This window comes from Pseudomonas sp. MG-9 (assembly GCF_018729515.1).
GTDB classification, from domain to species: Bacteria; Pseudomonadota; Gammaproteobacteria; order Pseudomonadales; family Pseudomonadaceae; genus Aquipseudomonas; species Aquipseudomonas serboccidentalis.
The window spans coordinates 20,395-45,893 of sequence record NZ_JAHHZH010000008.1 but is presented as its reverse complement, the minus strand read 5'-3'; the positions used below and the strand labels follow the sequence as shown (position 1 = coordinate 45,893).

Here is a 25,499-nt window from a genome sequence, read left to right as displayed (position 1 = left end):
GTCAGATCGCTGAGCCGAGTTGGAAGATCGGCAGGTACATGGCCACGACCAGACCGCCGACGATGACACCGAGCACCACCATGATGAACGGCTCCATCAGGCTGGTGAGGTTGTCGACCATGTTATCCACCTCGTCCTCATAAAAACCGGCGACTTTGTCGAGCATGTCATCCAGCGCACCCGATTCCTCGCCGATAGCGGTCATCTGTACCGCCATGTTGGGGAACACCCCGGTGGTGCGCATCGAAAAATTCAGCTGCATGCCGGTGGCGACGTCCTGACGGATGCGCAGCACCGCGCGTTTGAACACCACATTGCCGGTGGCCCCGGCCACCGAATCCAGTGCCTCCACCAGCGGCACGCCGGCAGCGAAAGTGGTCGACAGGGTCCGGGCGAATCGCGCCACCGCCGACTTGTACATCAGTGTGCCCACCAGCGGTACTTTCAGCAGCCAGGTGTCTTTGCGATCACGCAGCGCCTGAGACTTTTTCAGGGCGTGACGCGTACCGAAAAACACGCCAATCAGGATCCCGAGCACCGCCCACCACCATTGCTGCATGAACTCGGAGATGCCGATCACCATCAGTGTGAAGGCCGGCAGTTCAGCGCCGAAACCGGAAAACACCGCTTGAAACTGCGGCACCACTTTCACCAGCAGAATCCCCGTGACCACCATCGCGACCAGCACCACCGCCGTGGGGTAGGTCATGGCTTTCTTGATCTTGGCCTTGAGCGCTTCGCTTTTTTCCTTGTAGGTCGCGACCCGCTCCAGCAGCGTGTCGAGGGCGCCGGACTGCTCGCCGGCATCCACCAGGTTGCAATACAGCTCATCGAAATACTGCGGCTTCTTGCGCAGGGCGGTGGCGAAGCTGTTACCGGCGGCAACTTCCTGCTTCACCTCGTCCACCAGTTTGCGCATCGCCGGGTTGTCGAAGCCTTCGCCAATGATGTCGAACGACTGCAGCAGCGGCACGCCGGCTTTCATCATGGTCGCCATCTGCCGGGTGAACAGCGCGATGTCCTGGGCCTTGATGCGTTTGGCGAAACTCAGCAGGGAGGTGGATTTCTTGCGCACCTTGCCGGGGTTGATCCCCTGCTTGCGCAGTTGCGCCTTGATCAGCGCGGGGTTTTGCCCGCTCAGCTCGCCGGTGACCTTGCTGCCTTTGCGGTCCGTGCCTTCCCAGGCGTAGATGCTGATTTTTGCTGCCTTGACCGCCATGTTCAGTCCTTGGTGACCCGGTTGATTTCTTCCAGGCTGGTGATGCCTTGCATGGCCTTGCGCAGGCCCGAGGTGCGCAGATCGTCAAAACCGTCGCGACGCATTTGACTGTCGATTTCCAGCGAGTTGCCTTCGGCCATGATCAGCCGTTGCAGCTCGGGAGTGTTTTTCACCACTTCATAAATCCCCACGCGTCCCTTGTAGCCGCCGTTGCATTGATCGCAGCCGACCGGCTCATAGATCGTGAAACTGCCGATCTGTTCCGGCGGGAAGCCTTCCTTGATCAGGGTTTCGCGAGGGATCTCGATCGGTTTCTTGCAGTGACTGCACAATTTGCGCGCCAGGCGCTGGGCGATGATCAGGCTCACCGAGGTGGCGATGTTGAACCCCGGAATGCCCATGTTGTGCAGGCGGGTCAGGGTCTCGGCGGCGCTGTTGGTGTGCAGCGTGGACAGCACGAGGTGACCGGTCTGCGCGGCCTTGATCGCGATTTCGGCGGTTTCCAGGTCGCGGATTTCGCCAACCATGATCACGTCCGGGTCCTGACGCAGAAACGAGCGCAGCGCCTGGGCAAAATCCAGCCCCTGTTTGGGATTGACGTTGACCTGGTTGATGCCTTCCATGTTGATTTCCACCGGGTCTTCGGCGGTGGAAATGTTGATGTCGACGGTATTGAGGATATTGAGCCCGGTGTACAGCGATACGGTTTTCCCCGAGCCGGTAGGGCCGGTCACCAGAATCATCCCCTGTGGCTGCTTGAGCGCGGCCATGTACAGGTCTTTTTGCGCCGGTTCGTAACCCAATGCATCGATGCCGATTTGCGCACTGGACGGGTCGAGGATCCGGATCACTACTTTTTCGCCCCACAGGGTTGGCAGGGTGTTGACCCGGAAGTCGATCGACTTGTTCTTCGACAGGCGCATTTTGATCCGCCCGTCCTGGGGTTTACGCCGTTCCGAGATGTCGAGACTGGCCATGACTTTCAAGCGTGCGGCGATCCGCCCGGCCAGTTGGATCGGCGGTTTGGCCACCTCGCGCAGGATGCCGTCGGTGCGTACCCGCACCCGGAAGTTCTTTTCGTAAGGTTCGAAGTGCAGGTCGGAGGAGCCGCTCTTGATTGCGTCCAGCAGCATCTTGTGGACGAAACGGACTACCGGAGCGTCATCGGCATCGAGTCCGCCGATGGCGTCCTGTCGGCTGTCATCGACGGATTCGACATCCACGCCGTCGAGGTCGACGTCGGCCATCTCTTCGAGGCCGCTGGTGTGAGTGTCGAAAAATTTCTCGATGGCGTCAGTGAGCTTGTCGTCTTCCACCAGGATGGCTTCGGTATTCAATCCTGTGCTGAACTGGATGTCGTTGATCGCCTGGTAATTGCTCGGGTCGGAAATGCCCACGAACAGCTTGTTGCCGCGTCGCCACAAGGGCAGGACATGGTGCTGACGCACCAGTTTTTCACTGACCAGGCCCTTGGGCTGAGTTTCCTTGTCGAGGCAATTGAGGTCCATGAAGGCCATGCCGAAATGCTCTGAAGCGATCTCGGCCACCTGTGAACTCTTCACCAGTTTGTTCTGCACCAGGTAGCTGACCAGCGACAGCCGATTGCGCTGCGCCTGTTGCCAGGCCTGTTGGGCGCTTTTTTCCGTCAGCAGTTCGGCCTGTACCAGTTGCTTGGCCAGACCGCTCAGAGCGATGTCATTCATGAGGATTCCGCACGCTTGCCGTTCATGACTTATAGCCTAGTCAAGTGACAGCGCCAAACACGTCGGGCGCAGGTGACAAAAAGTGTCAGATAGTGCGGTTGTCTGTTGTAGGAAAGGCCGCCGCATCGTGCTCATGCCGAGTATTCGGGGCCGGCACCCGGTTGGCATGGGCTATGCTGAGCCCTTCTCAGATCATGAGATTCCGACTCATGCATGGAGCTTGTCTATGAAAAAACAACAGGGCTTTACTCTGATCGAGCTGCTGATCGTCGTGGCGATCATTGGCATTCTGGCGACCATCGCCTTGCCGCAATACTCCAAGTACCAGGCGCGTTCGAAGGTGACGGCAGGTCTGGCAGAAATCAGTGCGCTCAAGGTGCCGTTCGAAGACACGATCAATCAAGGCACGGACCCAACGCTGCTACTCGTGGCCGGGAGCGCTACAGCGACCACCTCCAACTGCACACTGGCGGCATCGGGAACCGCCTCGACGGGTGCGGGCACTATAACCTGCACACTGGTGAATGCCCCGGGTCCGGTGCTGGGTAAAACCATCACGTTGACCCGTACCGGTGCTGCGACTGGCAGCACCTCGGGCGTCTGGAGCTGTGCTTCGACCGTAAACCCGGACTACGCGCCTAAAGGTTGCGCAGGCACCGGTGCCTGATTGAGTCAACAAGGTCAGAGATGCCCCGCCATGCGGGGCATTTTTGTTTTCGAACGTTGAAAAAAGCTTCAATAATTTCAGCGTGTTAGGAACTTTCCGAAAAGCCGCAACTTGCATGTCGTTTATTCAGTGGTCATGCAAATTGCATGATTTTGAAAATTTGCCTGATTCATATCTCATTGATTTATAAGGGATTATTGTCTTTCGAAAAGTTGGCACAGCCTTCGCAACATCTCCAGTAACCCTGCTGACAAGACAACCAGCAGACTTTCCAGAAAAACAGGAGTTACTCGTATGAAGAAGTTCGCTATCACTGCCGCTGCTGCTACCGCGCTGACCCTGACCATGGCTTCCGGTGCATTTGCACAAACCACTCAGACTACCCAGGCTCCAATGACTTTGGCTGCCGGTGAAATGACCAAGGCTAAAGAAGCTACTTCCGATACCTGGATCACTACCAAAGTCAAAAGCGACCTGGTAACCGAAAAAGGCATTCCTGGTACCGACATCAAAGTCGAAACCAACAAAGGTGTGGTTTCCCTGTCTTCCGATGTCGCCATCACCGAAGCTCAGAAAACCACGGCTGTGAACATCACCAAGAAAATCAAAGGCGTCAAAGCGGTTTCCGCTGACGGCCTGAAAGCCGAGTAAGGCATGACTTCTCGCCTGGACCGGGAGAAGGTGCGACAGACGGGCCGAGCAATACGTCTGCCGCAACTTTAGAGTTCATGCGAACGGTCACACGGATGTGACCATTACAGGCCCCGGCACTTGTGTCGGGGCCTGTTCTATTTTTAGAAGCAAAAGATCGCAGCCTTCGGCAGCTCCTACAATTTGGAATGCATTTCCCTGTAGGAGCTGCCGCAGGCTGCGATCTTTTGATCTTTCAGTTGCCGCGCTTGCTGTTGATCTGCCGCAGGCGATTGCCTTCAAAGCGCAGGTACTGGTACATGCCGTTGCTCGGGCCGTAGGTCCATTCTTCGACCTGAAACTCTTCGCGGCGGTTGGCGCTGCGCTTGTAGCCGAGGACATCGCGGCTGACCGGCTCGCCACACTTCTGCAGCACTTCGCTGGCGCGGGTGCCGAGACTGACCAGTTGGCTGCCACAGCGCAGGGTATCTGAGGCCAGGGCAGGGCTGGCGGCGAGCATCAGCGTCATCGCAACCAGCCACTTGTGCTTCATTACTCGGCGTCCAGGTGCATTTGCGTCACGACCCGACCATCGCTTTCGGCCTCGCCAAGATTGGCGTCGATGAAGTACACCCGGTCATCGGCCAGTTGGCCCTTGTCGACCAGATAATCCTTAATGCTGCTGGCGCGTTCCTGACCCAACTGCCGCAGCAACACGTCACTGGAGCTCCAGAACTTGATCACGCCTTCACGCATTTTCGCCGTGCGTTCTTCCTTGCCCAGATCCTTCCACTCGGCCGGTGGCTGGGTTTTCAGGCGGGTGCGGTAGATGCCTTCGAGCAACGGGCCTTTCTCGTTTTCCGGCACTTGCAGCAGCGAGGCTTGCGCCGGCACCTTGTCGCCACGGCGCTGGAGCATTTTGTAGTAGTTGTACTGATATTCGCGTTCCAGGCGCTGTTCGGCGATCAGCGGGCCGTCGCTGCTTTGGGCGGCGGTGCCTTCGATTTCCAGACGCAGGGCCGGACGCTCCTTCAGGGCTTTGGACAGCTTCTCCAGAGCGGACTCGGCGTCCTTGCTCAGGTCGCTGGAACCCGGTGCAAAGGCCACGGTACCGAGGTCTTCGGAGCCGCCACCGCTGATCAGCCCGCCAATCATCTTGAACGGCGCTGCGGCAGCCTTGACGATCAGGTTGCGCAGGGTCTGCCAGACAATCGGCATCACGCTGAACTGCGGATTGTTCAGGTCGCCGGTGACTGGCAGTTCGATGGAAATCTTGCCGTCGACGTCCTTGAGCAGGGCAATCGCCAGTTTCAGTGGCAGGCTCACGGCATCCGGGCTGTCGACTTTCTCGCCGAGTTGCAATTGCTCGACCACCACTTTGTTCTCGGCCTTCAACTGGCCCTTGGTGATCAGGTAATGCAGGTCGAGGTTGAGACGGCCCTTGCGGATGCGGTAACCGGCGAATTTGCCGGAGTACGGCGTCAGGGTGGTCAGCTCGACGCGTTTGAAACTGGTGGCGATGTCGAGGCTGGCCATCGGGTCGAACGGGTTGACCGCACCTTTGATGGTCACCGGTGCATAGCGATCGACCTTGCCCTTGATGTCGACGCTGGCCGGTTTCGCCTGACGGCTGTCGATGGTGCCGATCTGGCCGTTGAGCTGCTGGATCGCGGTGGCGAAGTTCGGGGTCAGGCTGAAGTCGGCGAAGTTGGCCGAACCGTCGTTGATCGCGATCGCGCCGATGTGAATGCCCAGTGGCTTGTCCTGGCTGGCCGGTTTGGCCGCTGCGGTTTTCGCACCACCGTCGGCGGGCTGTGGAATCAGCAGGTCGTCGATATTGGTGGTGCGGTCATCGTTGATCATGAACCGCGCGTACGGCTGGAACAGGTTGATCTTGTCGATCGACAGGCTGTCACCGTGTTGATAGTTGATGCCTTCGACCACCACTTGCTGCCACTTGAGGAAGTCGCGGGTTTTCAGGGTGTCGAGGGTGTGCAGTTGATCGATCTGCGCACGCCCGGTCACGCCGAGTGCCAGTGGCGCGGTGCTCTTGAGGTTGACCTTCAGGTCACTGCCGAGCATGCCGCTGCGCAGTTCCAGGCGAATGAACGGATTGATGTAGGACTGCGCGACACGCAGGTCGATATCCTGGGTTTTCACGTTGAGCTGGGCGGTGACCGGGGCGAGATTGACCACACCGTCGGCGTTGATCTTGCCTTGTTTGCCCAGGCCGCTGTCGAGTTTGACCTTGAAGGGGGAACCGTTGAGGCTGTCGAAATCCTGCAGATCAATGTTCAGCGGCGTGACATCCAGGGCCACCGCTGGCGTCGCCGAACGGTCGGCCAGATGCACCGTATAGTTGCGCAACTGCACGTCTTTGAGCAGCACTTGCCATGGCTTGCTCGGCGCCGGCGGCGCTTTCGGCGAGTCGGCGGCTGCCGGGGTATTGGCAGGTTCGGCTGCTGCCTTGGCCGCGGGTTTGGACGGTTGGCTGGCGAACAGTTTCTGCCAGTCCAGCTGGCCGTCGGCTTCGAGTGCGGCCCAGGTTTCCAGTTTGTTGCTGCGGATCTTGCCGACCACCACTTGCTGTTTGGCCAGGTCCAGCGAGGTCTCGCTGACGTCGAGGCGTTCAAGTTTTGCCAGCGGACGCCCGTCCGGCGCTTTGATTGCGAACGGCGCAATGCTCACCGCGACGTTGTTCAGCAGCAGCTCGGTTTCTTTCGACAGGTTGAGTTTGTATTCGGTACTGAGGTTGAGCACGCCGTCTTCGAGCACCAGCGGCACCGCGTCACGCACGTAGGGCCAGAAGGATTTCATCTTGCCATCGGTGACTTTCAGCGTTCCCTCGGAGGTGAACGGGATCAGGCTGAAGTTGCCTTTCCAGTCGATCTGTCCACCGGCCGGGCCAGCGGCGACCAGGGTCATGTCAGCGTTGTCTTCGGGCAGGGTGCTGAGGTTTTTCAGCTCGAAATCGAGTTTGTCGTAGAGGAATTCGATCGGCTCGCTTGGCCGGGCGTCCTCGAAGTGCACATTGCCGCCGGCCAGTTGAATGCGGTCGATGCGCAGCGGGAACGGCTTGGCATCCGGGTCGGCCGGGGTCGGTTCGCTGGCTGGAAGTTTGAACAGGCCCAGCAGATTGAGCTGGCCGTCCTTGGCGAAGAGGATTTCGGTCTTCGGCTTGTCCAGCTCGATATCGGCCAGGTGCAGTGCTTTGGTCCACAGGCTGTCGAGTTGCAGGTTGGCATACAACCGCTCGAAGCCGACTTGTTCCTTGCCCGGCTCACCGATGACCAGCCCCCACAGGGTGACTTCAAGGCTGAACGGATTGAGTTCGATGCGCTGAATATGTGCAGGCACCGTGGCGTAGTTGGCCAACTGCTGGTTGGCAATGCGCAGGGCGATGCCCGGCAAAATCAGAAACCCCAGCAGGCTGTAGAGGGCCAGAGCAGTCAACAAGGCGCCAATCGCGCGAATCAATCCTTTGGGCATGTGCGGCTTCATCTGTCTGAATCGGAGTGTCTTGGAGTATGGCACGCGATTCTGGTTCCGAAGTACATCGTCGGTTACAGGAATGTTCAGATTTGTCCGCAATTGTTGTAGGAGCTGCCGCAGGCTGCGATCTTTTGATCTTGTTTTTTAAAAATCAAAGTCAAAAGATCGCAGCCTGCGGCAGCTCCCACAGGGGATTACTATCAGAGCTGGAGGATCAGGGTTTTCAGCGGTGGCTGTTGGTCCATCGACGGGAAGTCGGCACCCGGGGTCATCACGCTCCACTCGCGCACCGGTCGCCCGGCCTTTTCCGCGCAGCGCAGTACCTGTTCGCGCCAGTCGTCCATGCTGACTTTCGCCAGGTTGTTGCAGCAGATCAGCACGCCGTTGTCGGCGGTGGTCAGCAGCGCCGGTTTGAGCAGGCTCTGATAGTCGCGCAGCAGGTCGACGGTGCCGAACGCGCTCTTGGCCCAGGCGGGCGGGTCGAGCAGCACCAGATCGTATTGACGCTGTTCGAGGCGCTGATAGCTCGGCAGTTTCTGCCCGCGCCGCTGGCTGATGGGCAGACCGGCGAGTTGGCGGATTGCCGGAAAGTAGTCGGACTGGATGAATTGCATCTCGGGCAACTGCGGGTTGAGCAGACCGTTTTCGCGACCGACCGCCAGGTTGCCTTCGGCAAAATCCAGGTTGCACACTTCACGCGCACCACCGGCAGCCGCACTCAGGCCAACGCCACAGGTGTAGGCGAAGAGGTTGAGCACGCTTTTGCCCTTGGCGTGATCCTTGACCCAACCGCGAGTGTTGCGCAGGTCGAGGAACAACAGCGGATCCTGCCCGGCATGCCGCCCGCGCACGCGGTAGTTCAGGCCCCACTCATGACCGACCAGATCCGCCAGCGCGGCTTCGTCGGCTTTGTAGACGCTGTCTTCGCGATCGATCCGCGAGTTGCCCCGGGAGCGGTCGTTGTAGACCAGCAGCGTTTCGAAGCCCAGCGTCTGATTGACCATGGCGTGCAGTTGCAGCAGGTCATCGCGCTCCAGCGTCTGGTGAAAGCTCTGCACCAGCAATTGCGGACCGTAGCGGTCGATGGTCAACCCACCGGCGCCTTCCTGGCTGCCGTGGAACAGCCGATAGCAATCGGTGCCCTGACTGTGCAGTGCAGTGAGCAAGTCCTGGCGTTGATCGAGAGCGGCGCGCAGCGCCTGATTCAAGGAAGACATGCGGGCGCCTTGCTGGTGAGAATTGGGGCGCGGGAGTTTAGCAGTTACTGAGCTGCAAGCTCCAAGCTTCAAGCCTCAAGCTCAAAACTTGCAGCTTGCAGCTTGCAGCTTGCAGCTTGCAGCTTGCAGCTTGCAGCTCTGAGCGTCAGCGAAGCAGCCCCATTCGGCGTTTGGCCCGTTGCACCGAACCATTGCGCATCGCCCAGCGCAGCATCGGTGCGCTGCGTTTGACGCTGGCGCGGATCAACTGGCGCTGCAGCGAGTTCTGTCGCGCATCGAACATGTCGCTGGCCCAGTCCGGCAGCAGGTCGATGCCAGCTTTCATCATCAGGTCGCCAAACGGCCGCGCCAGAACACTCGGGGCTGGCGCGTCGAGCAGCAGACGCAAGACTTCGCGGCTGCGTTCATCACACAGCAACTGCGGGCGCATGCGTTGCAGATAATCGGCCACGGCCTGCCGTGATTTCGGGACATCCCGCGCGCCGAGGCGCTCGGCGACCACGGCGATTTCCGCGTAGTAACGATCCTGTTCCGCCAGCGACAGCTGCGGGTTGCGGTAACGCAGATGCGCGGCGAGGAAGTTGCTGACTTCTGCCACATGCACCCAGGTCAGCAGGTCCGGGTCGCTGGCCGCATAGGGCCGGCCATCCGGTGCGGTGCCGACCACTTGCAGGTGAATGGTGCGCACTTTCTCGATCAGCCATTCGGCGTCGCGACGCGAGCCGAAGGTAGTGCCGGAAACAAACTGACTGGTGCGACGCAAACGTCCGAGCATGTCCTGACGAAAATTCGAGTGATCCCAGACCCCGGCCAGTGCCAGCGGATGCAGGGCTTGCAGCAGCAAAGCGCTGATGCCGCCGATCAGCATGCTGCTGAAGTCGCCATGGACTTGCCAACTGACCGAGTCGGGGCCGAACAGCCCGGGATCGCCCTTGGGGTTTTCCAGGTCGAGCTGACCGAGGGACAGCCCGGTCAGGCTCATGAGTTGGTTTTCGATGCGGCTGCGGATGAATTCCATGACAACTCATTGATGGTGGACAGACGTGGCCGGTTGACCGCGCCGTGGACATTACTGATTGAGGCGCTTGTCGATCAAGCCCTGCACCACGCTCGGGTCGGCCAGGGTCGAGGTGTCGCCGAGGCTGTCGAGTTCGTTGCAGGCGATCTTGCGCAAGATGCGGCGCATGATCTTGCCTGAGCGGGTTTTCGGCAAGGCCGGCGCCCACTGGATCAGGTCCGGCTTGGCGAAGCTGCCGATTTCTTTGCTGACGTGGGCCAGCAGTTCCTTCTTCAGCTCATCGCTCGGCTCGACGCCGTTCATGGGCGTGACGAAGGCATAGATGCCCTGGCCTTTGACGTCATGCGGGTAACCGACCACGGCGGCCTCGGCGATGCTGTCGTGCAGCACCAACGCGCTTTCCACTTCGGCGGTGCCGATGCGGTGGCCGGAGACGTTGATCACGTCGTCGATGCGCCCGGTGATCCAGTAGTCGCCGTCCTCATCGCGGCGCGCGCCGTCGCCGGTGAAGTAGTAGCCGGGGTAGGGTTTGAAATAGGTGTCGACCATGCGCTGCGGATCACCGTAAACACTGCGGATCTGCGCCGGCCAGCTCGACTTGATCGCCAGCACGCCGCTGCCGGCGCCTTTGATTTCCTTGCCGTGTTCATCGAGCAGCACCGGTTGTACGCCGAACATCGGTTGCGTGGCGCACCCCGGTTTGATTCGTTGCGCGCTCACCAGCGGGCTGAGCATGATGCCGCCGGTTTCGGTCTGCCACCAGGTGTCGACAATCGGGCAGCGCTGTTCTCCTACAACGTTGAAGTACCATTCCCACGCTTCCGGGTTGATCGGCTCACCGACGCTGCCGAGCAATCTGAGACTTTGCCGCGACGTTTCCTGCAACGGTCCGGCACCCTCGCGCATCAACGCACGCAGGGCAGTCGGCGCGGTGTAGAAAATGTTGACCTTGTGTTTATCAATCACCTGCCAGAAGCGCGAAGTGCTCGGATAGCTCGGCACACCCTCGAAGATCAGGGTGGTTGCACCGTTGGCCAACGGACCGTAGACGATGTAGCTGTGGCCGGTGACCCAACCGACGTCGGCGGTGCACCAGAACACTTCGCCATCGCGGTAGTCGAGCACGTACTTGAAGGTCATCGCCGCCTGCAGCAGGTAGCCGCCAGTGGTGTGCAGCACGCCCTTGGGTTTGCCGGTGCTGCCGGAGGTGTAAAGGATGAACAGCGGATCTTCGGCGTCCATCGGCTCTGGCGGGCAGTCGTCGCTGACATCGCGCGCCGCCTGGTGATACCAGAGGTCGCGGCCCTCGACCCAATTGACCTTGCCCTGCGTGCGCTCGACCACCACCACTGTGCTGACGTCCGGGCAGCTTTGCAGGGCTTTGTCGACGTTCTGTTTTAACGGCACGAACTTGCCACCGCGCACGCCTTCGTCGGCGGTGATCACCGTGCGGCAATCGGCGTCGAGAATGCGGTCACGGAGTGAATCCGGGGAGAAGCCACCGAACACCACCGAATGAATCGCGCCAATCCGCGTGCAGGCGAGCATGGCGTAGGCGGCTTCAGGGATCATCGGCATGTAGATGCACACCCGGTCGCCTTTTTTCACGCCACGGCTTTTCAGCACGTTGGCCAGTCGGCAGACATGGTGGTGAAGTTTTTTGTAGGTAATCTGCACCGATTCGGCCGGGTCGTCGCCTTCCCAGAGAATCGCGGTCTGCTCGCCGCGCTGCGCGAGGTGGCGGTCGATGCAGTTGTAGCTGACGTTCAGTTGTGCACCGGCAAACCAGGAGGCTTCACCGGTCTTCAGGTCGTAGCGCTGGACGGTCTGCCACGGTGTGCTCCAGTCGAGAAAGCGCGTGGCCTGTTCGGCCCAGAAGGTTGTGGGGTGTTCGAGGGATTCGCGATACAGGCGCTTGTAGTCGTCCTGACTCAACTGCGCAGCCCGGCGGACGGCATCGGCTTTGGGGAACGTGCTGATATCGAACATGACGGTTCCTTATTCTTGTTGTGCGACAAGAGGGAAGCTGTACGACCCTCGTAGGAGCTGCCGAAGGCTGCGATCTTTTGATCTTGTTTTTTAAGATCAAGATCAAAAGATCGCAGCCTTCGACAGTTCCTATAGAGGACCGCGTACGCCACCGATTCTGCGATTGGCCCGGTGCCGTGGAACTGTCGATGTTGCAAGCTGTAGGGGCAGGCAAACCGCCCCTTCAGCCTATCACCCGCGGTGACGCCCGCGGAAGTAGTTGATCAGGCCCTGAGTGGAGGCATCGTCAGCGCTGGTTTCATCGCTGCCGACCAGGCGGTTGTAAACGCCTTTGCCCAGTTCCTTGCCCAGTTCCACGCCCCACTGGTCGAAGGCGTTGATGCCCCAGACCACGCTCTGCACGAACACTTTGTGCTCATACAAGGCAACCAGCGCGCCGAGACGACGCGGGCTGATGCGCTCGACCACAATGGTGTTGCTCGGACGGTTGCCCGGGATCACCTTGTGCGGTGCAAGTTTGTGCACCTGTTCTTCGCTCATGCCTTTGTCGCGCAGTTCAGACTCGGCTTCGGCCAAGGTCTTGCCGAGCATCAGCGCCTGGCTCTGCGACAGGCAGTTGGCGTACAGCCACTGATGGTGGTCGGACACTGGGTTGAAGCTGACGATCGGCACGATGAAATCGGCCGGGATCAGCTGGGTGCCCTGGTGCAGCAACTGGTGGTAGGCGTGCTGACCGTTGCAGCCGACGCCGCCCCAGATCACCGGGCCGGTATCGGTCGACACCGAGGTGCCGTCCTGACGCACGCTCTTGCCGTTGGATTCCATGTCCAGCTGTTGCAAGTGCTTGGTGATGTTACGCAGATAGTGGTCGTACGGCAGGATCGCGTGGCTTTGCGCGCCCCAGAAGTTGCCGTACCACACGCCGAGCAGCGCCAGCAGCACCGGCATGTTCTGTTCGAACGGTGCGCTCTGGAAATGCTGGTCCATGGTGTAGGCACCGGACAGCAGTTCCTTGAAGTTGGACATGCCGATGGCCAGCGCAATCGGCAGACCGATGGCCGACCATAGCGAGTAGCGACCGCCAACCCAGTCCCACATCGGGAAGATGTTTTCTTCACGGATGCCGAATGCTACCGCTGCGGCGTTGTTGCTCGATACCGCGATGAAGTGGCGATACAGCTCGGCTTCCGAACCACCCTGAGCCAGGTACCAGGCGCGTGCGGCCTGGGCGTTCTTCAGGGTTTCAAGGGTGTTGAAGGACTTCGACGAAACAATGAACAGCGTGGTTTCGGCGCGCAGCTTTTGCGTCAGCTCGTGGAACTCACTGCCGTCGATGTTCGCCAGGTAGTGGCAACGCACGCCTTTCTGCGCGTAGGACAGCAGCGCTTCGGAAACCAGCTCCGGGCCGAGAAACGAACCACCGATACCGATGTTCACCACGTCGGTGATCGGCTTCTCGGTGTAGCCACGCCACAGGCCATCGTGGATGCGGCCGACCAGATCAGTGATCTGGTTCAGCACCTTGTGCACTTCCGGCATCACGTTGACGCCGTTGACCGACAGTTTGTCGCCCACCGGGCGGCGCAGGGCGGTGTGCAGCGCCGGGCGGCCTTCGGAGGCATTGACGATTTCGCCGTCGAACAGCGCTTTGATCGCGCCTTTCAAATCGACTTCATTGGCCAGACCCACTAGCAGATTGCGGGTCTGGGCATTGATCAGATTCTTCGAATAATCGAGAAACAGTCCGCAGCTGCTGAGAGTGAATTGATTGAAGCGCTGCGGATCGGCGTTGAAGGCCTCGCGCATGCTGAAATCCTGCATGGCTTGGCGGTGATCTTTCAACGCTTGCCAGGCAGGCAGAGCGGTAACGTCGTGAGGAGTGCGGTAGTACGCCATCGCTGCGGTTTTCCTTTTTACTTGAACGGCCTTTTGAACACAGAACAGACCGATACGCCATGTTTGGGCGAGGGTCAAATGCATCGACACGATTTTTCGACGCAGGGCGAATACAGTAAACCTCGCGCTGCGATCTGTCTTGACTTCTTCTGACCTGTTCCCTGTACTTTTTTAACATCGATACCGGGAACAAGCCGACCAACGGAAGGGGATTGGCGCGTCGAAGCGGCTCAGGCCACCTGAACCGGAATGGCATTGCTGGTGTGGCTCAGCTCATTGCCCGGTGCCATGTATAGCATGCGCGGCTTGAAATTCAGCAGCTCCGCTTCGCTGTAATGGGCGTAGGCGCAAATGATCACCCGATCGCCGACCTTGGCCTTGTGCGCGGCCGCGCCGTTGACCGAAATCATCCGCGAACCTTCTTCACCCCGGATCGCGTAGGTGGTGAAGCGCTCGCCGTTGTCGACGTTGTAAATCTGGATCTGCTCGTACTCACGGATGCCGGACAAGTCCAGCCACTCGCCGTCGATGGCGCAGGAACCTTCGTAATCGAGTACCGCATGGGTGACTTCGGCGCGGTGCAGCTTGGCCTTGAGCATGATGGCGTGCATGAGGGATTTCCCGGGTTGGAATCGAACGGCGGGCAGTGTGCCCGAAGGCTTTGGGGGCGGCAATATGGCTTGAAATGCAATTTTCAGAACGCTGAAAAACACTGTAGGAGTGAGCCTGCTCGCGATGAGGCTCACTCCTACAGGGGGTACTGCGCTGTCGTTTAAGTCGGGGTATCGAGATTCAGGTGCAGGTTGTCGATCAGCCGGGTGGTGCCGAGGAACGCGGCCACCAGAATCACCAGATCGCGGTCTTCAGCCGTCGCCGGACGCAAGGTCAGGGCGTGGCGGATTTCCAGGTAATCCGGGCGCAGGCCGGCAGCTTCCAGCTGTTGCACCTGGGCTGCGATCAGCGCCGGGTAGTCGCGCTCACCTTGCTTGATCGACTCGGCAATCGTGTTCAGGGTGCGATAGACCACCGGGGCCACGGCACGCTGCACTTCGCTGAGGAAACCGTTGCGCGACGACAGCGCCAGGCCGTCGGCGGCGCGTACGGTCGGCTCGCCAATGATCTGGATCGGCATGTTCAGGTCATGCACCAGCGCGCGGATCACCGCCAATTGCTGGAAGTCCTTCTGGCCGAAGATCGCCAGGTCCGGCTGGACCATGTTGAACAGCTTGCTGACCACCGTCGCCACACCTTCGAAGTGCCCCGGACGGCTGGCGCCGCAGAGGCCTTCAGACAGTTGCGGAACGCTGACCCGGGTCTGTCCGGCCATGCCATCGGGATACATCTCTTCAACCGTCGGGGCGAACAGCAAATGGCAGCCGGCTTGCAGCAGTTTTTCCTGATCCGCCGCCAGGGTGCGCGGGTATTTGTCGAGGTCTTCGCCGGCGCCGAACTGCAGCGGGTTGACGAAGATGCTCGCGACCACGAAATCCACCCGTTGGGTGGCTTTGGTGATCAGCGCAATGTGGCCGCTGTGCAGGTTGCCCATGGTCGGCACGAAGCCGATGCGCTTGCCTTCACTGCGGGCGCGCGCCACGGCGGCGCGCAGTTCGCGTACGGTTTTTACGGTGTTCATGCAGAGAATCCGTGTTCGACACCAGGGAAAGTAACGCCTTTGACTTCGTTGACGTAAGCCTTCAGTGCGGACTGGATGCTGTCCTGACCCTGCATGAAGTTCTTGACGAATTTCGGTACGCGGCCGGTGATCGACAGGCCGAGCATGTCGTGCAGCACCAGCACCTGACCGTCGGTGGCGCTACCGGCGCCGATGCCGATGACCGGGATCTTCACGGCCTGACTGATTTCCGCAGCCAGTTCGCTCGGTACGCATTCGAGCAGCAGCATGGCCGCGCCCGCCTGCTCCAGCGAAATCGCGTCGGCACGCATCTGCCGCGCCTGGTTCTCGTTGCGGCCCTGCACTTTATAGCCGCCGAGAATGTTCACCGCTTGCGGGGTCAGGCCCATGTGCGCGCAGACCGGCACACCGCGCTCGGCCAGCAGTCGGATCGACTCCGCCAGCCACAGCGCACCTTCGACCTTGACCATGTGCGCGCCGGCCTGCATCAGCATGGCGCTGTTGGTCAGGGTTTGTTCGACGGTGGCGTTGGCCATGAATGGCAGGTCGGCCAGGATCAGGGCATCGGTGTTGCCGCGTTTGACGCAGGCGGTGTGGTAGGCCATTTCTGCGATGGTGACCGGCAGGGTGCTGTCGTGACCTTGCAGAACCATGCCGAGGGAGTCGCCCACCAGCAGCACTTCGACACCGGCCTCGTTGCAGGCGTGGGCGAAGGTCGCGTCATAGCAGGTCAGCATGGTGATCTTTTCACCTTTCTGCTTGAGGCTCTGGAGCGTGGTCAGGGTGATGGCTGGCATGTAAAAAATCCTCGTTCAGGCGCTTTGGAAACTACTGCGAGTAACGCGCGTGATTCTTCATCTACTCAGGCGCACGGTCTTGTGTCGTGCTTATAAGGCCTGGATTGCGCCCGTATGTGCCGGGTTGGCGGCAGCGGGACGCCTATAGTCGTGAGGAGAACCTAGGAAGTCAATTGCATGTGTTACCGCATTGTTACGAGGGGAGTGTTACCGGCGTTACTGATGCGATTCAGCGGCGCGGCGGGCCTGATTTGCAGGATTTTTGTCCGACAAAAATAGCAATGCTGCACGCTCTCTCTGTGTAGGAGCTGCCGAAGGCTGCGATCTTTTGATCCTGGCTTTTTAGAAACAAAAGCAGGATCAAAAGATCGCAGCCTTCGGCAGCTCCTACAGGGGGAGTTTTGTCAGGCGTGGGGCAGGCGTTCGAGGCCGACGAACGGGCAGGCAGCGAGCAGATCGGCCAGCGCGCGGCCATCAGCCAGACGCAGATCCTCGGGTGCCAGCTCGGCGAGGGGATAGAGCACGAATGCGCGTTCCTGAATCTGGTAGTGCGGGACTTTCAGCCGTGGCTCATCAATCTGTCGAGCGCCGAATAACAGGATATCCAGATCCAGTGTGCGCGGGCCCCAGCGCTCCAGACGCTCGCGCCCCTGATCGTTTTCGATCGCTTGCAGCGCGTCGAGCAGGTCCAGCGGTGCGAGATTACTGTCGAGGGCCGCTACCGCGTTGGTATAACGCGGTTGGCCCGGCAGCAGTGAATCGCTCTGATAGAACGCCGAGACACCGGCGAGGGAGGTCTGCGGCAACTGCCCCAGCGCATTGAGCGCGCTGCGCAATTGTTCGACCGGGTCAGCGAGGTTACTGCCCAGGCCGATATAAATGCGTTCCATGCCTTATTCGCCCGATGCGCTCGGAGCCCCGGCGCGCTTGCGCTTGGAGCCGCTGCTGCGGCGACGTTTGCGCGGTGCACTACTGGCGTCATCGCCCTTGCCGCTGAGGTCACGGATCATGTCGCGACGTTCGCTGTCGTTGGCGTCCTGATAGTCGGTCCACCATTCGCCCAGGCCATCGGTCTGCTCGCCGGCGCTTTCACGCAACAGCAGGAAGTCGTAACCGGCGCGGAACCGCGGGTTGTCCAGCAGCAGGTCGGCGCGTTTGCCGCTGCGGCGTGGCAGGCGTTCCTGCATATCCCAGATTTCACGGATCGGCATGGTGAAGCGCTTTGGAATGGCGATGCGCTGGCACTGTTCGGCGATCAGCTCGTGCGCGGCTTCCTGCATGGCCGGAATCGGCGGCATGCCACGCTCCTGCAGACGCAACACACGGGCCGGCAGGGCAGGCCACAGCAGTGCGGCAAACAGGAAGGCCGGGGTCACCGGTTTGTTCTGCTTGATGCGCAGATCGGTGTTGGTCAGCGCTTCGCTGATCAGCGTGTGGGTGTATTCCGGGTTGTATTCCAGCGCCTCGGCACTGGCCGGGAACAACGGGGCGAAGAGTTGCAGATCGACCAGCATTTCGAAGGTGATCGCGCCGTGGCCGGAAAGGAACAGCTTGAGCACTTCCTCGAACAGACGCGCCGATGGAATCTCGAGCAGCATCGGCGCCAGTTCGCGGATCGGCTGCACGGTGTGCTTCTCGATGCCGAAATTCAGCTTGGCGGCGAAACGCACAGCCCGCAGCATCCGCACCGGGTCTTCCTGGTAACGCTGCTTCGGATCGCCGATCAGGCGGATCAGGTGATTGCGAATGTCGTGTACGCCGTTGGCGTAATCGAGAATGCGTTCGCTGACCGGATCGTAATACAGGGCGTTGATGGTGAAGTCGCGGCGCTGCGCGTCTTCTTCCAGGGTGCCGTAGACGTTGTCGCGCAGAATCCGCCCGCTCTCGTTACGCGAAGACTGATTGCTGTCTTCTTCGTCTTCGTTTTGCGGATGATTGGCGCGGAAGGTCGCGACTTCGATGATTTCGCGACCGAAATGAATATGCACCAGTTTGAAGCGACGACCGATGATCCGCGCATTGCGGAATTCGGCACGGACTTGCTCGGGAGTGGCGCTGGTGGCGACGTCGAAATCCTTGGGCGTGATGCCCAGGAGCATGTCACGCACGCAACCACCGACCAGATAGGCCTGGTAGCCGGCGCCCTGCAAGCGTTCGACGATATTGACCGCGTAGCGGCTGAATTGCCCCTTTTGCAGCGAATGTTGGCCGCTGTTGAGCACTTCAGGGGTGCTGCGGATGTGTTGCGTACGACGCACGGGTGTTCGGAATGACTGGAACAGCTTCTTCAGCATGGGATGCACTGTTTGAAGGAATGTTCGGCCATACCAAAGAATGACCGCATGATGGGCGCAGATTCTAGCATTTAGTCGGGGGATGGTGTAGGAGACAGCAGATTCAAGCTGAAAGCCGCAAGCTACAAGGGTGGAGCGGAGTAGAACGGAGGATTTTTTCCAGAAGGGAGAAACTACAAGGGGAGCCGAAGCTCCCCCAGAAGTAGTTGCGTGCTCTTTTTATTATTGATTCGGGCTTCTTGTTTTTGTTGAGTGCCCTCGCCATGAAGCTTTCCCTTCATGACCCTCCCAATCGGGAGCCAAGAGCAAACGGATTGCTTTGGTCGCTGAGTTGCAGTGATCTTGCGATCCAACCAGTACAGGCTCTGTCTTAGGACAGTTTTTGTTGTTCTCGGCCTGGTCGTGGGGCTAGCCCCAAATACAACGCCTCTCCAAAAGAATCAGTTAGCTGCGCCTCTCGCCGTCTTGTTTTTATTGTGCGTGAGTCGATTCGTCTTATTTTTATTGTCTTGTGCATTGCTTGTTATTGTTCTTGTACCAAACATATAGCAGGTGCCGTGCCAACTTTTGCGAAGCCCAATAAAACAAGGGGTTAGGTCGATATAACCGTTTTCTCGGGGCGAAAAAAAGCCGGGGTTTCGTTACCGATAACCCCGGCTTCTGTTACGTGAAAGGACTGAGGTAACAGTTTTTTCACATCATCAAGCGTTACCCGCCCACTCGACAGGTAACGTTCAGCTCTCGCTGGTGACCCCGGTCTTGCGTCGTGGAATGCCCAGGCGCTGACGGCGTTCCCACAGGCACTTGCGGCTGACGCCCAGTTTGCGCGCCAGTTCGGTCTCGGTCATGTGGTCCTGGTGCTCGAGGACGAAGTGCTGGAAGTAATCTTCCAGCGACAGGTCTTCGGTCGGCTCATGGCTGCTGTTGCTGGTGTTACCCGCTGTTTGCGCCGGCAAGCCGATGAACTCGTCGTCTTCCAGGTCGCTCAGCTCGATGTCGATGCCCAGCAGGTCGGCGGAGATTTCCGGGCTTTCGCTCAGGATCACCGCGCGCTCGACCGCGTTTTCCAGCTCACGCACGTTGCCCGGCCAGGAATAATGCCGGATGGCCTGTTCGGCATCGGCGGCAAATTTCAGGTCGGTACGGTTGATACGCGCACTCTGGCGGGCGAGGAACGCAGTGGCGATTTCGTTGACGTCGGCGCCACGTTCGCGCAACGCCGGCAGTTTCAGGGCGATCACGTGCAGGCGGTAATAAAGGTCTTCACGGAACTGGCCGATTTTCGCCAGGCTCTTGAGGTCGCGGTGGGTCGCAGCGATCAAACGTACATCGACCTTTTGCGATTGCACCGAACCCACGCGGCGAATTTCGCCTTCCTGCAACACCCGCAGCAGGCGCGCCTGGGCTTCCAGCGGCAGTTCGCCGATCTCGTCGAGGAACAGCGTGCCGCCGTCCGCCGCTTCCACCAGACCGGCGCGACCGGCGCTGGCGCCAGTGAACGCGCCTTTTTCGTGGCCGAACAGTTCGGACTCGATCAGGCTTTCCGGGATGGCTGCGCAGTTCACCGAAATCATCGGCGCCTTGGCGCGCTTGGACAGGTTGTGCAGGGCGCGGGCGACCAGCTCTTTACCGGTGCCGGACTCGCCCTGGATCAGGACATTGGAATCCGTCGGCGCGACCTTGCGGATCTTGCTGTACAGATCCTGCATCGGCGGGCACGAGCCGATGATGCCGATCTCGCCGTTGCTGTTGTCGACAGACGATTTGCCGCTGCCATTGCTCGCTTTGCCGGCAACCACTTCGCCGGCGGCAGGCGCCGACTGGTGATCACGCAGGATCCGCGCGACAGCCTGGAGCATTTCATCGTGATCGAAAGGCTTGGCGATGTAGTCCACCGCGCCCATCTTCATCGAGTCGACCGCCGAACGCAGGCTGGCGTAGCTGGTCATGATCAGCACCGGCTTGCCCTGGCCAAGCTTGATCAGCTCGGTACCGGGGGCGCCAGGCAGGCGCAGGTCGCTGACGATCAGATCGAATGTGGGAATACTGAAGCGTTCTTGTGCTTCCTGCACTGAACCGGCTTCGCTGACCTGGTACTGGTTGCGTTCCAGCAGGCGGCGCAAGGCGGAGCGGATAATGGTTTCGTCTTCGACGATCAAAATGTGCGGCATTGATTCGATACTCTCGACGGTCTCAGTTCACAGCGGACGTCGCTTCGACATGACGCGGTAAGGTCACCCGGATACGGGTGCCGCGCTGGCTTTGTACATCAGCCGGGCTGTCGATGGTGATTTGTCCATAATGCTCTTCAACGATGGAATAGACCAGTGCAAGGCCCAGACCGGTACCTTCACCCGGGTCCTTGGTGGTGAAGAAAGGTTCGAACAATCGGTCCATGATGTTCTGCGGAATACCACTGCCTTCGTCCTCGACGATCAGATCGACCGTGTGTTCGCCGGCTTCGCTCTTGACCCGCACCGCACTGCCCGCAGGCGAGGCGTCACGGGCATTGGAGAGCAGATTGATCAACACCTGGGCGAGCCGCTGCGGATCGCCTTCGACCCAGTGATCCGGATCGCACAGGTTGTAGAACTGCACTTCGAAATTGCGCCGGTTCAACGCCAGCAGGCCAATCGCGTCCTGCGCGACTTCGGCCAGGCAGACGGGCTCGTCGCTGTGCTGGTGGCTGCCGGCGTGGGCGAAGCTCATCAGCGACTGCACGATGCGTGACACGCGTTTGGTCTGTTCGAGGATCTGCCCGCTGATTTCCGTCAGTTCGCCGTCTTCTTCGCGCTCTTCGCGCAGGTTCTGCGCCAGACAGGCGATGCCGGTGATCGGGTTGCCGATTTCGTGGGCCACACCCGCCGCCAGTCGGCCGATGCTCGCCAAACGCTCGGAGTGCACCAGTTTGTCTTCGAGCATCTGGGTTTCGGTCAAGTCTTCCACCAGCAGCACCAGGCCGCTGTTGCCCGGTGCCAGCGGTTCGTCGATCGCTGCTTTGTGCAGGTTCAGCCAGCGGGTCTGGCCGTCGAGGGCCAGGTGCTGCTTGTGCAGGTGTTCGTCGGGCAGGTTGATGAAGCCTTGCAGCAATTGCTTCCACGGATTGGCAATGGTGCTCAGGCGCGAACCGACCACCCGTTGCGCGGCGATGCCGGTGAGTTCTTCCATGGCCTTGTTCCACATCAGGATCTCTTGATCCTTGGCCAGCGAGCAGACGCCCATCGGCAACTCCTGCAGGGTCTGGCGGTGGTAGCGGCGCAGGGCGTCGAGTTCGGCGGCCAGCCCGGTGAGGCGCGAGTGGTAGTCTTCGAGGCGGCTTTCGATGAAGTGGATGTCTTCGGTGACGTAGTTCTCGCCGCCGGCCTTGTACGGCAGGAAGGTTTCGACCATGTCCTGCGCCACGCTCGGGCCCATCAGGCCGGAAAGGTTGGCTTCGATCCGGTCGCGCAGTCGGCGTAGCGCATAAGGGCGGCGTTCGTCGAACGGCAGATACAGATCGCGCAGGGCCTGCTCCACTTCTTTCTGTGCCGCCTTGGCGCCCAGAGGTTTGGCCAGTTGCGTGGCGAATTCCTGGGGCGAGGCGGCGTGCAACTCACGGCGTTGCGGACGACGCACGTTATCCACCGCGCAGGCCTCGGCGGCGCTGGCTTCTTCCGGGCTGGCGTTGGTGAACAGCGAGATCAGGGTGAACATCAGCACGTTGGCTGCCAGCGAGGCGATGGCCGCCATGTGCCAACTGGTGTCGTCCAGCACGTAAATCATGTTCAGCAGGGGAATGTAGAAGCCCTGCAGATTGCCGACCAGCGGTAACAGCATGGTCACCACCCACACCAGAATCCCCGCCAGCAGCCCGGCGATAAAGCCGCGACGGTTGGCGGTCGGCCAATACAGCACCGAAAGCACACCGGGCAGGAACTGCAGGGTCGCAACGAAAGCGACGATGCCGAGGTTGGCCAGGTCCTGCCCGGCGCCGAGCATCAGGTAGAAGCAGAAACCGGCCATGATGATCGCGACGATCAACGCCCGACGGGTCCACTTCAGCCAGCGATAGATATTGCCTTCGGCGGGTGGCTGATAGAGCGGCAGCACCAGGTGGTTCAGCGCCATGCCCGACAGCGCCAGGGTGGTGACGATGATCAGGCCACTGGCGGCGGACAATCCGCCGACGTAGGCCAGCAGGGCCAGCGGTTTGCTGTTGGCGGCAATGCCGATGCCGAGGGTGAAGTATTCCGGGTCGGTGGTGGCGCCGAGCTTCAGGCCGGCCCAGAGAATCAGCGGTACTGCCAGACTCATCAACAGCAGGAACAGCGGCAGCCCCCAACTGGCGCTGACCAGCGAGCGCGGGTTGAGGTTTTCGGTGAAGGTCATGTGATACATGTGCGGCATCACGATTGCCGAGGCAAAGAACACCAGCAACAGTGTGCGCCACGGGCCTTCCTGCAGGGGCGTGTGCAGGGCGGCGAGGGCGGTCTGGTTCTGCAGCAGCCACAGCTCAAGCTGTTGCGGGCCGTCGAACACGCCATACAGCGCATACAGGCCGACGCCGCCGAGGGCGATCAACTTGATCACCGACTCGAAGGCAATCGCGAACACCAGCCCTTCGTGTTTCTCGCGGGTGGCGATATGCCGGGAGCCGAAGAAAATCGTGAACAGAATGATCAGCGCGCAGAACGCCAGTGCGACGCGGCTCTGGATCGGTTCGCCAGTAAGGATGCCGATGGAGTCGGCCACCGCCTGAATCTGCAACGCCAGCAGCGGCAGTACGCCGATCAGCATGAAGATCGTGGTCAGCGCGCCGGCCCAGGTGCTGCGAAAGCGGAAGGCGAACAAGTCCGCCAGCGACGACAGTTGATAGGTGCGGGTGATTTTCAGGATCGGGTACAGCAGCACCGGCGCCAGCAGAAACGCGCCGGACACCCCTAGATAACTGGAGAGAAAGCCGTAGCCGTACTGATAGGCCAGGCCCACCGTGCCGTAGAACGCCCAGGCACTGGCATAGACCCCCAGCGATAGGGTGTAGGTCAGCGGGTGGCGAATGATCGCCCGCGGGATCATGCCCCGTTCACTGATCCAGGCAACACCGAACAGCACCGCCAGGTACGCGGCGCTGATCAGGATCATCTGGGTCAGGCTAAAGCTCATCGGCATCTTTTTGGCTCTGCAGGATGAAGGTCACGACAATCAGGATCAACCAGAGCAGATACGGCCGATACCAGGCGCCCGTGGCGTCGATCCACCAATCCATGATGGCTGGAGAAAACAGATAGATTCCCACGACCAGAAGCAGGACCAAGCGATAGATGTACATCCCGGCCTCTCTTTTTTATGCGCGTGCCCGAAAACGTGCGGCGATGGTAACGGATGGGCGCGCCACTGCAAGTGTCGTCATTGCAGTTGCGCTTCGGGCAGGGTCAGTGTGCGCGGGATCCGGGTCGCATCCCAGTGGCTGGCGCCCCATTTCAGCAGTTCTTGCGCGGTGGCATGCGCCAGCTCGGCACCGGGGTTTTGTCCCAGTGCACGCAGGGCCCGCAGCAGCAGTGGGGTGGCCTGATCGGCTTCCAGTGGCGGCGAACGGTAGGATTTACCGAGCTTGTTGCCGTCCGGTTGCGTGATCAACGGCAGGTGCAGGTAGCGTGGCTGACGAAAGCCCAGCAGTTCTTGCAGATAGAGTTGGCGCGGGGTGGAATCAAGCAGATCGGCCCCGCGCACGATGTCGGTGATGCCTTGCCAGGCGTCATCCAGCACCACCGCCAGTTGATAGGCGTACAGGCCATCGCGGCGGCGAATCACGAAATCGCCGACATCACGCCCCAGATGCTGGCGAAACTCGCCCTGCACCCGGTCGATGAAGTGATACTCCAGCTCCGGCACACGCAGGCGAATCGCCGCGTCTTTCTGATCATGCCCGGCATTGCGGCACAGCCCCGGATAAATACCGTGATACGGTTCCAGCTGTTTGCGCGAACAAGTGCAGGCGTAGGCCAGACCATGATTGAACAGGCTGTCGAGAACGTCGGCGTAGGCGGCGTGCCGGTCACTCTGGCGCACCATCTCGCCGTCCCACTCGAAACCGTAGCTTTCCAGCGCCTTGAGGATCGCCGCCTGTGCGCCTGGCTCTTCCCGGGGTGGATCGAGATCTTCCATGCGCACCAGCCAGCGCCCGCCGACCGCGCGCGCGTCGAGGTAAGAGGCGAGGGCAGCGACCAGCGAACCGAAGTGCAGGTGGCCACTGGGAGTAGGGGCGAAGCGGCCGATGTAGGCGGGGGCGGTTTTGGCAGTCATGGAAACGAAACTACTTTCAGGGCATACGCAGGTCAACTTGTAGGAGTGAGCCTGCTCGCGATAGAGGTGGGTCAGTCAATATTGATGTTGAATGACACACCGCTTTCGCGAGCAGACTTGCTCCCACAAAGGCAAGGGGCAAAAGGCAGAAACAAAAACGGAGCGTTCGCACGCTCCGTTTTTCGTTCAGGTCGAGATTACTTGCCGACCTGTTTTTCCTTGATTTCCGCCAGGGTTTTGCAATCGATGCACAGATCCGCGGTAGGGCGGGCTTCGAGGCGCTTGACGCCGATCTCGATGCCGCAGGACTCGCACCAGCCGTACTCTTCGTCTTCGATCAGTTGCAGGGTCTTGTCGATTTTCTTGATCAGCTTGCGCTCGCGGTCGCGGGCGCGCAGTTCGAGGGCGAACTCTTCTTCCTGGCTGGCACGGTCGGCCGGGTCAGGGAAGTTGGCCGCTTCGTCTTTCATGTGATCAACCGTACGGTCGACTTCCTGCATCAAGTCCAGTTTCCACTTGTTCAGGATCTTGGTGAAGTGCGCGCGCATCGGGGCGCCCATGTACTCTTCACCTTTCGCCGGAACATAAGGTTCGAAACCGCTGATCGTCTGATTCTGCTGTTGCTTTACTTGGGTGGGCATGAAATGGACCGCCTCTACTCT

Annotated in this window: 20 protein-coding genes; 2 read left to right on the top strand and 18 right to left on the bottom strand. The window is 60.2% G+C overall.

Annotated elements, in window-relative coordinates:
- Window position 1: 1 nt before the first annotated feature.
- Both KKQ10_RS20565 and pilB read right to left on the bottom strand, forming a co-directional pair.
- Window positions 2–1,219 (bottom strand): type II secretion system F family protein, encoded by a 1,218-nt coding sequence (locus KKQ10_RS20565; RefSeq protein WP_215502139.1) that lies wholly within the window; start codon window positions 1,217–1,219, stop codon window positions 2–4.
- A 2-nt stretch (window positions 1,220–1,221) separates the two neighbouring features.
- Window positions 1,222–2,922 carry a type IV-A pilus assembly ATPase PilB gene (gene pilB, locus KKQ10_RS20560; protein WP_215502138.1) on the bottom strand — a complete coding sequence of 567 codons (1,701 nt, stop codon included), beginning with the start codon at window positions 2,920–2,922 and terminating at the stop codon, window positions 1,222–1,224.
- A 226-nt stretch (window positions 2,923–3,148) separates the two neighbouring features.
- Here pilB and KKQ10_RS20555 point away from each other — a divergent pair, with 226 nt between their 5' ends.
- The gene (locus tag KKQ10_RS20555; protein WP_127651966.1) at window positions 3,149–3,589 is read left to right on the top strand and encodes a pilin; all 441 of its coding nucleotides are present in this window, start codon (window positions 3,149–3,151) and stop codon (window positions 3,587–3,589) included.
- Between the two features lie 294 nt (window positions 3,590–3,883).
- Window positions 3,884–4,240 (top strand): BON domain-containing protein, encoded by a 357-nt coding sequence (locus KKQ10_RS20550; protein ID WP_127651967.1) that lies wholly within the window; start codon window positions 3,884–3,886, stop codon window positions 4,238–4,240.
- Window positions 4,241–4,475: 235 nt separating this feature from the next.
- Here the strand turns inward: KKQ10_RS20550 and KKQ10_RS20545 are convergent, their stop codons facing one another.
- The 16 genes from KKQ10_RS20545 to dksA all read right to left on the bottom strand — a co-directional run bounded on the left by KKQ10_RS20545 (window position 4,476) and on the right by dksA (window position 25,478).
- A complete protein-coding gene (locus KKQ10_RS20545) occupies window positions 4,476–4,772 on the bottom strand; it encodes a DUF2845 domain-containing protein (RefSeq protein ID WP_215502137.1) in 297 nt (98 codons plus the stop codon).
- On the bottom strand, window positions 4,772–7,720 hold the full coding sequence (locus KKQ10_RS20540) for a DUF748 domain-containing protein (RefSeq protein ID WP_215502136.1): 2,949 nt from the start codon (window positions 7,718–7,720) through the stop codon (window positions 4,772–4,774). Before KKQ10_RS20540 ends, KKQ10_RS20545 begins: the two co-directional genes overlap by 1 nt.
- 191 nt (window positions 7,721–7,911) lie before the next feature.
- Entirely contained in the window at window positions 7,912–8,928 is a 1,017-nt protein-coding gene (locus KKQ10_RS20535) for a class I SAM-dependent rRNA methyltransferase (RefSeq protein WP_127651970.1), read from the bottom strand.
- Between the two features lie 145 nt (window positions 8,929–9,073).
- On the bottom strand, window positions 9,074–9,946 hold the full coding sequence (locus KKQ10_RS20530) for an oxygenase MpaB family protein (protein WP_215502135.1): 873 nt from the start codon (window positions 9,944–9,946) through the stop codon (window positions 9,074–9,076).
- A gap of 51 nt (window positions 9,947–9,997) precedes the next feature.
- Entirely contained in the window at window positions 9,998–11,935 is a 1,938-nt protein-coding gene (gene acs, locus KKQ10_RS20525; RefSeq protein WP_215502134.1) for an acetate--CoA ligase, read from the bottom strand.
- A 231-nt stretch (window positions 11,936–12,166) separates the two neighbouring features.
- On the bottom strand, window positions 12,167–13,831 hold the full coding sequence (gene pgi / locus KKQ10_RS20520; RefSeq protein ID WP_215502133.1) for a glucose-6-phosphate isomerase: 1,665 nt from the start codon (window positions 13,829–13,831) through the stop codon (window positions 12,167–12,169).
- A gap of 230 nt (window positions 13,832–14,061) precedes the next feature.
- Entirely contained in the window at window positions 14,062–14,442 is a 381-nt protein-coding gene (panD, locus tag KKQ10_RS20515; RefSeq protein WP_003228271.1) for an aspartate 1-decarboxylase, read from the bottom strand.
- Window positions 14,443–14,603: 161 nt separating this feature from the next.
- On the bottom strand, window positions 14,604–15,464 hold the full coding sequence (gene panC / locus KKQ10_RS20510) for a pantoate--beta-alanine ligase (protein WP_215502132.1): 861 nt from the start codon (window positions 15,462–15,464) through the stop codon (window positions 14,604–14,606).
- The gene (gene panB, locus KKQ10_RS20505; RefSeq protein WP_127651977.1) at window positions 15,461–16,261 is read right to left on the bottom strand and encodes a 3-methyl-2-oxobutanoate hydroxymethyltransferase; all 801 of its coding nucleotides are present in this window, start codon (window positions 16,259–16,261) and stop codon (window positions 15,461–15,463) included. The genes panC and panB overlap by 4 nt, the downstream gene beginning before the upstream one ends.
- A gap of 404 nt (window positions 16,262–16,665) precedes the next feature.
- Window positions 16,666–17,151: a 2-amino-4-hydroxy-6-hydroxymethyldihydropteridine diphosphokinase gene (gene folK, locus KKQ10_RS20500; protein WP_215502131.1), complete on the bottom strand. Its 486-nt coding sequence runs from the start codon at window positions 17,149–17,151 to the stop codon at window positions 16,666–16,668.
- 3 nt (window positions 17,152–17,154) lie between these two features.
- Window positions 17,155–18,555 (bottom strand): polynucleotide adenylyltransferase PcnB, encoded by a 1,401-nt coding sequence (locus KKQ10_RS20495; RefSeq protein WP_215502130.1) that lies wholly within the window; start codon window positions 18,553–18,555, stop codon window positions 17,155–17,157.
- A 734-nt stretch (window positions 18,556–19,289) separates the two neighbouring features.
- On the bottom strand, window positions 19,290–20,726 hold the full coding sequence (locus KKQ10_RS20490) for a sigma-54-dependent transcriptional regulator (RefSeq protein WP_127651980.1): 1,437 nt from the start codon (window positions 20,724–20,726) through the stop codon (window positions 19,290–19,292).
- A 22-nt stretch (window positions 20,727–20,748) separates the two neighbouring features.
- Complete coding sequence (locus tag KKQ10_RS20485) at window positions 20,749–23,703, bottom strand: sensor histidine kinase (protein WP_007963899.1); 2,955 nt, start codon at window positions 23,701–23,703, stop codon at window positions 20,749–20,751.
- Window positions 23,687–23,863 carry a hypothetical protein gene (locus KKQ10_RS20480; protein ID WP_003176118.1) on the bottom strand — a complete coding sequence of 59 codons (177 nt, stop codon included), beginning with the start codon at window positions 23,861–23,863 and terminating at the stop codon, window positions 23,687–23,689. Before KKQ10_RS20480 ends, KKQ10_RS20485 begins: the two co-directional genes overlap by 17 nt.
- Before the next feature lie 77 nt (window positions 23,864–23,940).
- Complete coding sequence (gluQRS, locus tag KKQ10_RS20475) at window positions 23,941–24,837, bottom strand: tRNA glutamyl-Q(34) synthetase GluQRS (RefSeq protein ID WP_127651981.1); 897 nt, start codon at window positions 24,835–24,837, stop codon at window positions 23,941–23,943.
- Between the two features lie 197 nt (window positions 24,838–25,034).
- Window positions 25,035–25,478, bottom strand: coding sequence for an RNA polymerase-binding protein DksA (dksA, locus tag KKQ10_RS20470; RefSeq protein ID WP_127651982.1), 444 nt, complete (start codon window positions 25,476–25,478; stop codon window positions 25,035–25,037).
- Between the last annotated feature and the right edge of the window lie 21 nt (window positions 25,479–25,499).

Excerpts from the sequence above, each read along its gene's own strand:
- panB (WP_127651977.1), bottom strand. The coding sequence starts at position 16,261 with ATGCCAGCCATCACCCTGACCACGCTCCAGAGCCTCAAGCAGAAAGGT.
- KKQ10_RS20565 (WP_215502139.1), bottom strand. The coding sequence starts at position 1,219 with ATGGCGGTCAAGGCAGCAAAAATCAGCATCTACGCCTGGGAAGGCACG.
- gluQRS (WP_127651981.1), bottom strand. The coding sequence starts at position 24,837 with ATGACTGCCAAAACCGCCCCCGCCTACATCGGCCGCTTCGCCCCTACT.
- acs (WP_215502134.1), bottom strand. The coding sequence starts at position 11,935 with ATGTTCGATATCAGCACGTTCCCCAAAGCCGATGCCGTCCGCCGGGCT.
- dksA (WP_127651982.1), bottom strand. The coding sequence starts at position 25,478 with ATGCCCACCCAAGTAAAGCAACAGCAGAATCAGACGATCAGCGGTTTC.
- KKQ10_RS20555 (WP_127651966.1), top strand. The coding sequence starts at position 3,149 with ATGAAAAAACAACAGGGCTTTACTCTGATCGAGCTGCTGATCGTCGTG.
- KKQ10_RS20535 (WP_127651970.1), bottom strand. The coding sequence starts at position 8,928 with ATGTCTTCCTTGAATCAGGCGCTGCGCGCCGCTCTCGATCAACGCCAG.
- KKQ10_RS20545 (WP_215502137.1), bottom strand. The coding sequence starts at position 4,772 with ATGAAGCACAAGTGGCTGGTTGCGATGACGCTGATGCTCGCCGCCAGC.
- KKQ10_RS20480 (WP_003176118.1), bottom strand. The coding sequence starts at position 23,863 with ATGTACATCTATCGCTTGGTCCTGCTTCTGGTCGTGGGAATCTATCTG.
- KKQ10_RS20530 (WP_215502135.1), bottom strand. The coding sequence starts at position 9,946 with ATGGAATTCATCCGCAGCCGCATCGAAAACCAACTCATGAGCCTGACC.
- KKQ10_RS20490 (WP_127651980.1), bottom strand. The coding sequence starts at position 20,726 with ATGCCGCACATTTTGATCGTCGAAGACGAAACCATTATCCGCTCCGCC.
- KKQ10_RS20550 (WP_127651967.1), top strand. The coding sequence starts at position 3,884 with ATGAAGAAGTTCGCTATCACTGCCGCTGCTGCTACCGCGCTGACCCTG.
- panC (WP_215502132.1), bottom strand. The coding sequence starts at position 15,464 with ATGAACACCGTAAAAACCGTACGCGAACTGCGCGCCGCCGTGGCGCGC.
- KKQ10_RS20485 (WP_007963899.1), bottom strand. The coding sequence starts at position 23,703 with ATGCCGATGAGCTTTAGCCTGACCCAGATGATCCTGATCAGCGCCGCG.
- KKQ10_RS20495 (WP_215502130.1), bottom strand. The coding sequence starts at position 18,555 with ATGCTGAAGAAGCTGTTCCAGTCATTCCGAACACCCGTGCGTCGTACG.
- panD (WP_003228271.1), bottom strand. The coding sequence starts at position 14,442 with ATGCACGCCATCATGCTCAAGGCCAAGCTGCACCGCGCCGAAGTCACC.
- folK (WP_215502131.1), bottom strand. The coding sequence starts at position 17,151 with ATGGAACGCATTTATATCGGCCTGGGCAGTAACCTCGCTGACCCGGTC.
- KKQ10_RS20540 (WP_215502136.1), bottom strand. The coding sequence starts at position 7,720 with ATGAAGCCGCACATGCCCAAAGGATTGATTCGCGCGATTGGCGCCTTG.
- pgi (WP_215502133.1), bottom strand. The coding sequence starts at position 13,831 with ATGGCGTACTACCGCACTCCTCACGACGTTACCGCTCTGCCTGCCTGG.
- pilB (WP_215502138.1), bottom strand. The coding sequence starts at position 2,922 with ATGAATGACATCGCTCTGAGCGGTCTGGCCAAGCAACTGGTACAGGCC.